This is a genomic window from Pseudoalteromonas sp. BSi20429, from assembly GCF_000238895.1.
GTDB lineage: Bacteria > Pseudomonadota > Gammaproteobacteria > Enterobacterales > Alteromonadaceae > Pseudoalteromonas > Pseudoalteromonas arctica.
Map to the genome: position 1 here is coordinate 42,032 of NZ_BADV01000045.1, position 9,724 is coordinate 51,755.

The following is a 9,724-nucleotide window of genomic DNA, read 5'->3' on the forward strand; positions in this document are numbered from 1 at the left end:
ATTTCAAGCCGAGTTTAGGCTATTTACATAACGTTAATTGACTTAGCTATCAGTAATTACAGCTTCGATACGTCGATTCGCAGCATTTGCTCTTACTGATATTTCGTTTACTCGAGGTTGATCAATACCGTACCCGAACGATTTAACACGTTTTGGTTTTATATCGAATTGTTTAATTAGAATTTCAGCAACGGCAAACGCACGTTTTTCAGATAGTTTGCGGTTATATGTTCGATCTCCATCTAGAGAAGCATGACCTTGTATTTCAACCTGCTTATTTGGGTTTTCTTTTAAAAAATCTGCAAGCCGACTAATTTCTTGAATATATTGAGACCTTACATCGCTTGAGTCAGCAGAAAAAGGGATACCAATCTCTATATTCGAGGTTGATGCGCTATAAATTGTACAGCCAGATAAATCAACATTAGTGGACAGCGGCGTACTCGGACAAGTGTCTTGCTCGTTTGGTACGCCGTCACCATCATCATCTAAAAAGCTACTTTGTGTAGTGTCGGTTTCCAACGGTATATCTAAGTACCTTGGCATAGCGGTTACACTCATGTAGGCATTATCTTGCTTCGCTTTTTTTTGTAGAAATGCCTTGCGGCTAAAGGTGGTTGCTACATCGTAACTCGGACAAATATTTTGTGCGTTATGCACAATAGGATCGTCAGTTAGCTCTTTTAATGTAGGGTATTTACCTGACATTACGTCAAGTGCTGGCAATAATTTCCCCATTTCTTTTAGCATAGTTAAAATAGCCGATTGGCGGTCGTATAGCGCAACTATGTATGAACGTGTTGATTGGAACGATTCGTTTTCGGCATCAAGTACGTCTAGTAGAGTTCGTTGGCCTATATCAAATTGATCTTTATATGCAATTTTAACTTTAGTTGATGATTCGCGGTGTTGATTAAGCGCTGGCAACTTTTGCTCTAGTATAGTGACGTTGTAGTAGGCAATTTGCAGACTTTGACGAATATCAATACAGGCTTGATCTCGTTGATATTTTGCAATGTTTATATCTTGATAAGCTTGTTCTAAATTAGCGCTATCAAGACCACCGTTATACAAGTTATAACTAATATCTATGCCGACTCGCGCTTCTGTTCTGGTTTCATTTTGACCAAGCTCATCTCTATCTTGGCTACCGTAGCGGGCAGATAAATCTACGTTAGGATGAAAGGCCGCTTTTTGTGCTTTGGCGTTCGCCTTTTGCGCTTCAATATTATACAAAGAGGCATAAAATGAAGGGCTGTTTTTGTAGGCGACGTCTAGCGCTTGGTTAACCGAAATTGGTATATTGTTTTCATCAAGGTCAGCTTGCTTTATATCGTTCATAGGTAGCTCACCTACAACTCTTAGGTAGCGAGCGCTTACATCATGTAAATTTGAGTACTCCGTTAATACATTAGATTGCGCTAGAGATAAACGGCCACTAATTTGTTCTAGGTCTGCTGCGCGCGCTACACCGGCGCTTACGCTTTGTTCTATTTGTTGGTATACAGACTCGTGCTCTTGTAAATTAGCTTCTGCAAGTTGTACTAACTCTTTGAATTTTTGTACGTCAAGTAGTGCAATCGAGGCTTCAAGTGCTGTTTGTTCTGTTTGAGAAATAAGCTCAAAGTACCTAATAAGTTGAATACGTTTAAAACGGTCAACTGTATTAGATGTTCTAAAACCGTCATAAAGCATTTGAGTAACGCTTAATTCGGCTGTATTACGGTTATATTCTTCTTCAATACCGTAATTTCTTCTTTCATATCCTGCACTTGCTGATACATCAACACTTGGTAAATAACCTGAACGGGCAGCATCCACTCCATAAATAGAAGATTTAAAAGCATGCCATGCTTCTTGTACTTCAGGATTGTTTTCAATCGCTTTACTTGAGACGTATGTAAGTGGCATTGCTGATTGTTCGTTTGCATGCACGTAGTTTGATAAAGTTACGGTTGCAATCGCTAATCCGATTAACATAGTCCCTTGATGCTTTTTAAAAGTGTTTTTTATAATCATTTCTTCCTCTTAGATCCTGTTAAGACCGAAAATACTCTTTTAAATATTTAGTAAAGGAGTGCTAATTTTGCAAGTAATCTTTTCGGGTAGCATGAAAAAAAATTTCTACCACTTTTTTGTTGATTTTTTATTTTTGAATATTTCTTCTAAACCTGTACTTGAGTCCAGTATCTATGTGCTTTTTTTGTTCTACCTTTAACTTATTAGATTGTTATTTTAAAAAGTTTGAGGGTACCTAAATGGAAGCAAATCAACTTGTAGTTATTGATATTCAGGGTTCGGCGGGTATTGTGTTGGATGATGGATCAATAAGAGCGTTAAACGTGGGTGACATTATTACCGTAGGTGATTTAGTTGTTACTGCTATTAAGTCGTCGTTACAAATAGATGTGCAAGGTGAAACCTTATCTATACCCGCAAATCAAAAGGTAAAAATAACACCAGACCTATTAGCTAAAGAAGCAAGAGACTCTAGCGAAACAACTGTTTTTGATGAAAGTTTAGATGAAGCAATCGCAAGCTTAGACTTAGGTACAGAGCAAGACTCATCAACGGCGGCTAATTCAGATGTAACAGATTTTTTAGATGCATTAGAGGGTGATGGGGACATTTTAGATAATTTAGAGGCAACAGCCGCTGGTGGCGGTAATGCAGCTGGTGCAGATGGAGGTAGTTCGTTTGTACAGTTAACCCGAATTTCTGAAAGTGTTGATCCTAGTAGTGTTACTTTTGATTCTTCTTTTGATCAAAACGCTACTGAAGCTTTTAATTTAAGAGATACCTCTGATGGTATTGTGCCTGATGCAACTTCGGCTTCTATTTCACTTAATGAGCTGGGCGTTACTAATTCATCACAACCAACAATTACCGGTACGAGTGAAAACTTAATTGGCGAAACGGTTAATGTAACGGTAACTGATGTTGATGGAAATTCTCAAGTAGTTAGTGTTGTGATTGGCCCTGATGGTACCTTTGAAATAACTCTACCAACTCCGGTTGCTGATGGCCCTGTGACCGTTGTTGTTGAAGCGACAGATCCTGTTGGCAACCCTATAAACGACACTATTTCTATAGAAATTGATACAACACCTCCGCTTATTGCTATTGATCCTGTTGCCGATTCTGCTTCGCAAACAGTGACAGTAACAGGGACTGTATCTGGGTTGAACACTGGGGATAATGTGTCAGTCACGTTAACGGATAGTGCAGGTACGGTACAAACAATTGTTACTCAAGTTGATGCGCTAGGAAATTGGGTTATTACTACTACCTCACCTTTATCTGAAGGAGAGTTTAACGTAAGCGCAGTGGCGATTGATGCCGCTGGAAATCAAGCTGTAGATCAAGCTTTAGCGAATGTAGATTTAACTGCTCCGGTAATCACAGTAAATGTAACTGATGAAACAAATAACGCAACACCACCACTTGTTGGAACAACAAATGGTGTTCCTGAAGGCACGCAAGTAACAATTACTGTTACAGATAGTGCAGGACAAATACAAACATTAACTGCGGTTACTCAAGCCGATGGAAGCTGGAGTGTAGAAGTTGGGACTCCTTTACCCGAAGGTGATTTTACTGTTGATGCACAAGTAAGCGACAGTGTAGGAAACTTAGCATTAGCAAGTGATTCAGGAGTAATTGATTTAACGGCGCCTTCGGTACAAATTAATAATATTAACGACACTCAAGACACCACGCCAACGATTACAGGTAACGCGCAAGATGTACCTGCAGGCTCTATTATTAGTGTGGTTATTACCGATTTTAATGGTCAAACTCAAACATTATTAACCCAAACAAACGCTGATGGTGATTGGTCTATCGACGTAACTACGCCATTGGCTGAAGGGCAGTTTGAGGTTGATGCAAGTGTAAGCGATGCTGCAGGTAATCAAGCCCAAGCAAATAACCAAGGTGTTGTTGATTTAACAAACCCAGATATTACCGTTACTGCAATTGCTGATACTAACGATACTACACCAACATTTGTAGGTAGGGTGGAAGACGCTCCTGCGGGCTCTGTTATTACAGTATTAGTAACCGATATTAACGGTAACGTACAAACTTTAACTACTTTATTAAATGAAGATGGCACATGGAGTGTTGATGCTAATGAAATCTTGCCAGGTGGTGAGTTTACAGCAACTGCGTCAGTAACCGATCCAGCAGGTAATGAGGCTACTGCGCAAACAAACGGCGAAATAACGTTTGCTCCTATTTCAATTCAAATCGATGCAATTGCTAATACTAACGATACCACTCCATTTTTAAGTGGTAACACCGGTAATGTGCCTGCTGGTACAACCATTACTTTAACTATTACGGCAAGCGATGGGAGTACATTTACATTACTTGCAGTGACGCAAGCAGATGGTTCGTGGACTGCACAAGTAACAACCCCTCTACCTGAGGGCGACTTTACAGTAGTTGCTGCTGTTATAGATGACTCGGGTAATGAAGCGCAAGCAAGTGCAGTAGGTAATGTTGATTTAACGGTAAGCATTAATTTTATTATTGATACTAACGATACAACACCAACAGTTAGCGGCTCTACCCAAGACGTAGAGCCTGGAGCATTAGTAACCGTTACATTTACAGGAAGCGATGGCGTAGCAGAAACCGTGCAAGTAGTTACTGGTGCTGACGGAAGCTGGTCAGTTGAGGCAAGTAATGAATTAGTTGAAGGCCAGTTTAGTGTGGTTGCAACTGTAACTGATGCTGCGGGTAATACAGCTTCTGCAAGCGAAACTGGAGAGATTGATTTAACCGATCCTGCAATCACGATTAATCCTATTGAGGATACGAATGATGTAACCCCATCTGTAAGCGGTAACGTAATTGATGTACCTGCAGGGACCGAAGTTACATTAGTAATAACTGACAGTGAAGGCAATGAACAAACACTCACAACACTTACAAATGCCGATGGTACATATACAGCGGATATTATTGCAGATCTCAGTGAAGGTGATTTCATAGTAACAGCAAGTGTTAGCGACACTGCAGGCAATAGCAGTACGGCAACTGTTACGGGTACGGTCGATTTAACCGCACCAAGTGTCACTATCAACAATATTGCAGATACAAACGATACAACACCTATTCTTACCGGCTCTACCCAAGGATTAGCATCGGGCAGTGAAGTGACTTTAACTGTTACCGATAGTCTAGGAGTAGAGCAACAGTTAGTGACTACTATAAGTGCTGATGGTACTTGGAGTATTGAGATTCCAACTGCTTTAAGTGAGGGGGATTTTACAGTAACAGCTAATGTATCTGATAATGCGGGTAACGCAGCTCAAGATTCACAATTAGGCTCAGTTGATACCACCCCTCCTTTAGTTGCAATAAATGACTTTGCTGATTCAAACGATACAACGCCTACATTTAGCGGAACAACTAGTGATGTAGATCCGGGTAGCCTTGTTAGTGTTTTAGTTACTGATGCAAATGGTGAGTCTCAAACATTGACGGCGGTTGTGTCAGAAGATGGAACTTGGCAAGTAGGTGCAACTCAAGCTGTTGCTGAAGGCGACTTTACAATTACGGCAACAGTAACAGACGCTGCGGGTAATGAAGCAAGCGATACCGGTACTGGAACAATTGATTTATCAGCTCCAATTATAGCAATTAATGCAATCCCAGATAGCGCCGATACTACTCCAACAATTTCAGGTTCCGTACAAAATGTGCCAGCTGGAACAACGGTTACGTTAACATTGACGGACGCTGGTGGTAATACACAAACAATTACAACACAAACGCTAGCTGATGGTACTTGGACAGCTGATGCTATTAATGAGTTAGTTGAAGGTGACTTTAGCGTTAATGCCATCGTTAGCGATGAAGCAGGTAACCAAAGTGAAACTTTAGCACAAGGAACTATCGATAATACCGCACCAACTATTACGATTGATGCACTCGCTGATAGCAATGATACAACACCGACAATTTCTGGCACAGCAACGGGCGAGCCAGAAGGCACCGTTGTTACTATTACCGTGACTGATGAAGCAGGTAACCCACAAACCATCACCACAGAAGTACAAGTCGATGGCACCTTTAGTATTGATGTACCAAATGAATTAAGTGAAGGTGAGTTTACTGTTGAAGTATCGGTTACCGATACAGCAGGTAATGAAACTACCGCAACAACAACGGGAGAAGTCGATACTGCCGCGCCAACGGTTATGATTGACCCAGTAGGTGATACTAACGACACCACCCCAACTATTTCAGGCACCGCAACAGGTGAGCCAGAAGGCACGGTTGTTACTATTACCGTGACTGATGACGCTGGTAACGAACAAGTTATCACTACAGAAGTGCTCGCTAATGGCACTTTCACTGTTGATGTACCGAACGAATTAAGTGAAGGTGAATTTATTGTTGAGGTATCGGTTACCGATACCTCAGGTAATGAAACCACAGCAACAACGACGGGCGAAGTTGATACTGCCGCGCCAACAGTTACTATTGACCCCAGTAGGTGATACTAACGATACCACCACCAACAATTTCAGGCACCGCAACGGGTGAGCCAGAAGGCACATTAGTTACAATTACGGTAACTGATGAAGCAGGTAATCCACAAATAATCATCACTGAAGTACAAGCCGATGGCACCTTTAGTGTAGATGTACCAAACGAATTAAGTGAAGGTGAGTTTACTGTTGAAGTATCGGTTACCGATACAGCAGGGAATGAAACCACAGCCACAACAACGGGAGAAGTTGATACCACAGCGCCAATAGTTACTATTAATGCGCTAGGCGATACGAGTGATACAACACCAACTATTTCAGGTACGGTTAGCGGGGAGCCAGCTGGTTCAACCGTAACTTTAACCGTGACCGATGCTAACGGTGAATTACAAACAATTACAGCACAAGTAATTGCTGATGGAAGTTGGACTGTAGAAGTGTCCGCGGCTTTAGCTGAAGGAAGCTACTCTGTAGATGCAAGTATTAGTGATAGCGCTGGTAATGAAGGCACAGCAAGTGCTTCAGGCACAATTGATACAAGCGCATTGACCATTACCATTGATATTATTGGCGAAACTAACGATCAAACACCTCAAATAAATGGTGATACTTTTAATGCACAAGTTGGCTCTCAAGTGGAAGTTCAGATCACTGACTCAGCGGGTGCAGTAATTACTTTAACCACAGTTGTTGATGAAAACGGTCTTTGGAGTGTTACTCCGCCTGCAAATTTAGCTGAGGGCACCATTTTAATTAGTGCAACAGTAACAGACATAGGTGGTGGAACGGCTAATGCAGAGCTTGATGCTGTAATTGATATTACGCCTCCAACAATACAAGTTAATGAACTAGAAACTAGTAATGACACTACTCCAATTATTTCAGGTAGCACAACAGACGTAGCTTCAGGCACAGTTATAAATTTAACGGTTACTGATTCTCAAGGGGTTGTTCGTACATTTAGCACTACAACGGATGCCGATGGTAATTGGAGTGTTGAACTTTCTCAAGAGTTGGCCTCGGGCGATTATTCTGTAGAAGCTGAAGTATCTGATGCTGCAGGAAATAGCGCTTCAACTACGGCTACCGGTAATATAGACACATCAGGACCTAGCTTAACCGTTGACTTTGAAGCTGTAACCAACGACTCAACGCCTACTATTTCAGGCACTAGTGATGCAGGCGTTGGTACCAGTATCACGGTTGTTATTACAGATGAAAATGGAGTTGAACAAACACTTAGCACCACAGTAGATGCAAATGGTAACTGGGAAGTAACTCCACAAACAGATTTAAATGAAGGTGATAACACCATCGAAGTGAGTGTATCTGACGAAGCAGGAAATACGACAACAGTTACAGATACAATTACGTTAGACACACAAGCGCCAATACTCACCATTCAAAACGTAGGCGATGTCAGCGATTTAACACCTGAGCTGCAGGGCACTAGTAATGAAATTGGCGGCATCGTAACACTGACCATCACCGACAGCCAAGGCGCTGAGCAAACCTTCACCACCACCGTTGAAAGTGATGGCCACTGGAATATTGAAATTCCAGGTGCCCTTGCACAAGGTGACTTTAGCGTTGTTGCCAGCATCACTGATGCTGCAGGCAACGACACCACGGCCAACAGTAGTGGTAATGTAGATACCATTACACCGGTTATCACCGTTGATGCACTGGGTTTAGGCAACGACAGCACCCCAGTTGTTAGTGGTACCTCAACAGAGCCTGAAGGCACCGTTGTGAATATTGTTATCACAGACAGTAACGGCGATGAAACACCAATTACAGCCACAGTCGATGCGAACGGCAACTGGCAAGCAATCAGCCCTGAATTACCAGAGGGCAGCTACAGTGTGCAAGCCAGCATTACCGATGCCGCAGGTAACACCGATAGTGCCGTGCAATCGGGCACCATTGATAGCCTCGCGCCAACGCTTGTGCTTGATACCGTGGGCGCAACGAACGATAGCACCCCGACTATCAGCGGAAGTACCAATGCGCCAGCGGGGACTGTTATTAGCATCAGCGTGAGTGATGGCACCACAACAGAAACGTTCACCGCGACAGTACAAGCTGATGGCAGCTGGTCAGCGGATGTACCGAATGCACTGAGCGATGGTGAGCTCACCATTGAAGCTAGCGTTAGTGATAACGCCGGTAATACCACTACATTAAGTGAAACCGCAACACTCAACACCACGGCCCCAAGCATTAGTATTAATGCACTGGTTGACACCAACGACACCACGCCAACCATTAATGGTACAAGCGATGCAGTAGATGGCACTATCATCAGCTTAACGTTTGAAGACAGTGCAGGGAATATTACGACTGTTGATACGACCGTCACCGGTGGCGTATGGAGCGTTGATGCACCAACTGATTTAGCCGAAGGCGAATATACTGTCACCGCACAGGTAGATGATGGCCTAGGTAATATCGGCAGTGCCACCGAAACAGGCGAGATTGACTTAACCGCACCAAGCCTTGTTATCACCGACAACGGTGTAGGCAACGACACCACGCCAACGATTGCAGGTACCAGCGATGCACCGCAAGGCAGTGAAGTAACCATTGTTGTCACCGACAGCAACGGCGCAGCGCAAACAATAAATGCCACCGTGCTTGCTAATGGTACGTGGTCAATTCCTGTACCGGTAGCACTTGCAGAAGGTGCATACACCATTAGTGCGAGTGTAGAAGATGCCGCAGGCAACGACACCACCGCTACAGGCACTGGTGAAATAGATACCATTGCACCGACCCTTGTACTTACCAGCCCAGGCTCAAGTAACGACGTAACCCCAACCTTAAGCGGCACCAGTGATGCGGTTGAAGGCACCGTGATCACCTTCACCGTAACGGATGATTTAGGGGGAGAGCAAACGTTCACCACCACGGTTGATGCTGATGGCAACTTCTCAGTAGAAGTACCGACTGCATTAGCTGAAGGGCCTTACAGCATTGAGGCGGCTATTAGCGATGTCGCGGGCAACAGCACAGACATCACTGGCAGCGGTAACATTGATACCACCGCACCAAGCATTACCGTAGATGCGCCAGTATTAACGAACGACAGCACGCCTACAGTGACAGGGACTAGTGATGCACCTAACAGCACCATCACGGTTACGTTTACAGATGCAGCAAATACCACTCAAAGCATTGATGTACAAACCGATGCAAGTGGTAACTGGAGTGCAACA

General features: G+C 43.2%; 3 protein-coding genes. 2 read left to right on the forward strand and 1 reads right to left on the reverse strand.

Annotated elements, in window-relative coordinates; translation table 11 throughout:
* Positions 1–42: 42 nt before the first annotated feature.
* The gene (locus tag P20429_RS10210; RefSeq protein WP_007583162.1) at positions 43–2,019 is read right to left on the reverse strand and encodes a TolC family outer membrane protein; all 1,977 of its coding nucleotides are present in this window, start codon (positions 2,017–2,019) and stop codon (positions 43–45) included.
* A 239-nt stretch (positions 2,020–2,258) separates the two neighbouring features.
* Between P20429_RS10210 and P20429_RS20120 the strand changes: the two genes are divergently transcribed.
* Positions 2,259–6,515: a retention module-containing protein gene (locus P20429_RS20120; protein ID WP_007583164.1), complete on the forward strand. Its 4,257-nt coding sequence runs from the start codon at positions 2,259–2,261 to the stop codon at positions 6,513–6,515.
* The coding region (locus P20429_RS19485) for an Ig-like domain-containing protein (RefSeq protein ID WP_033026746.1) at positions 6,512–9,724 on the forward strand (3,213 nt) is incomplete at its 3' end. The genes P20429_RS20120 and P20429_RS19485, both read left to right, overlap by 4 nt.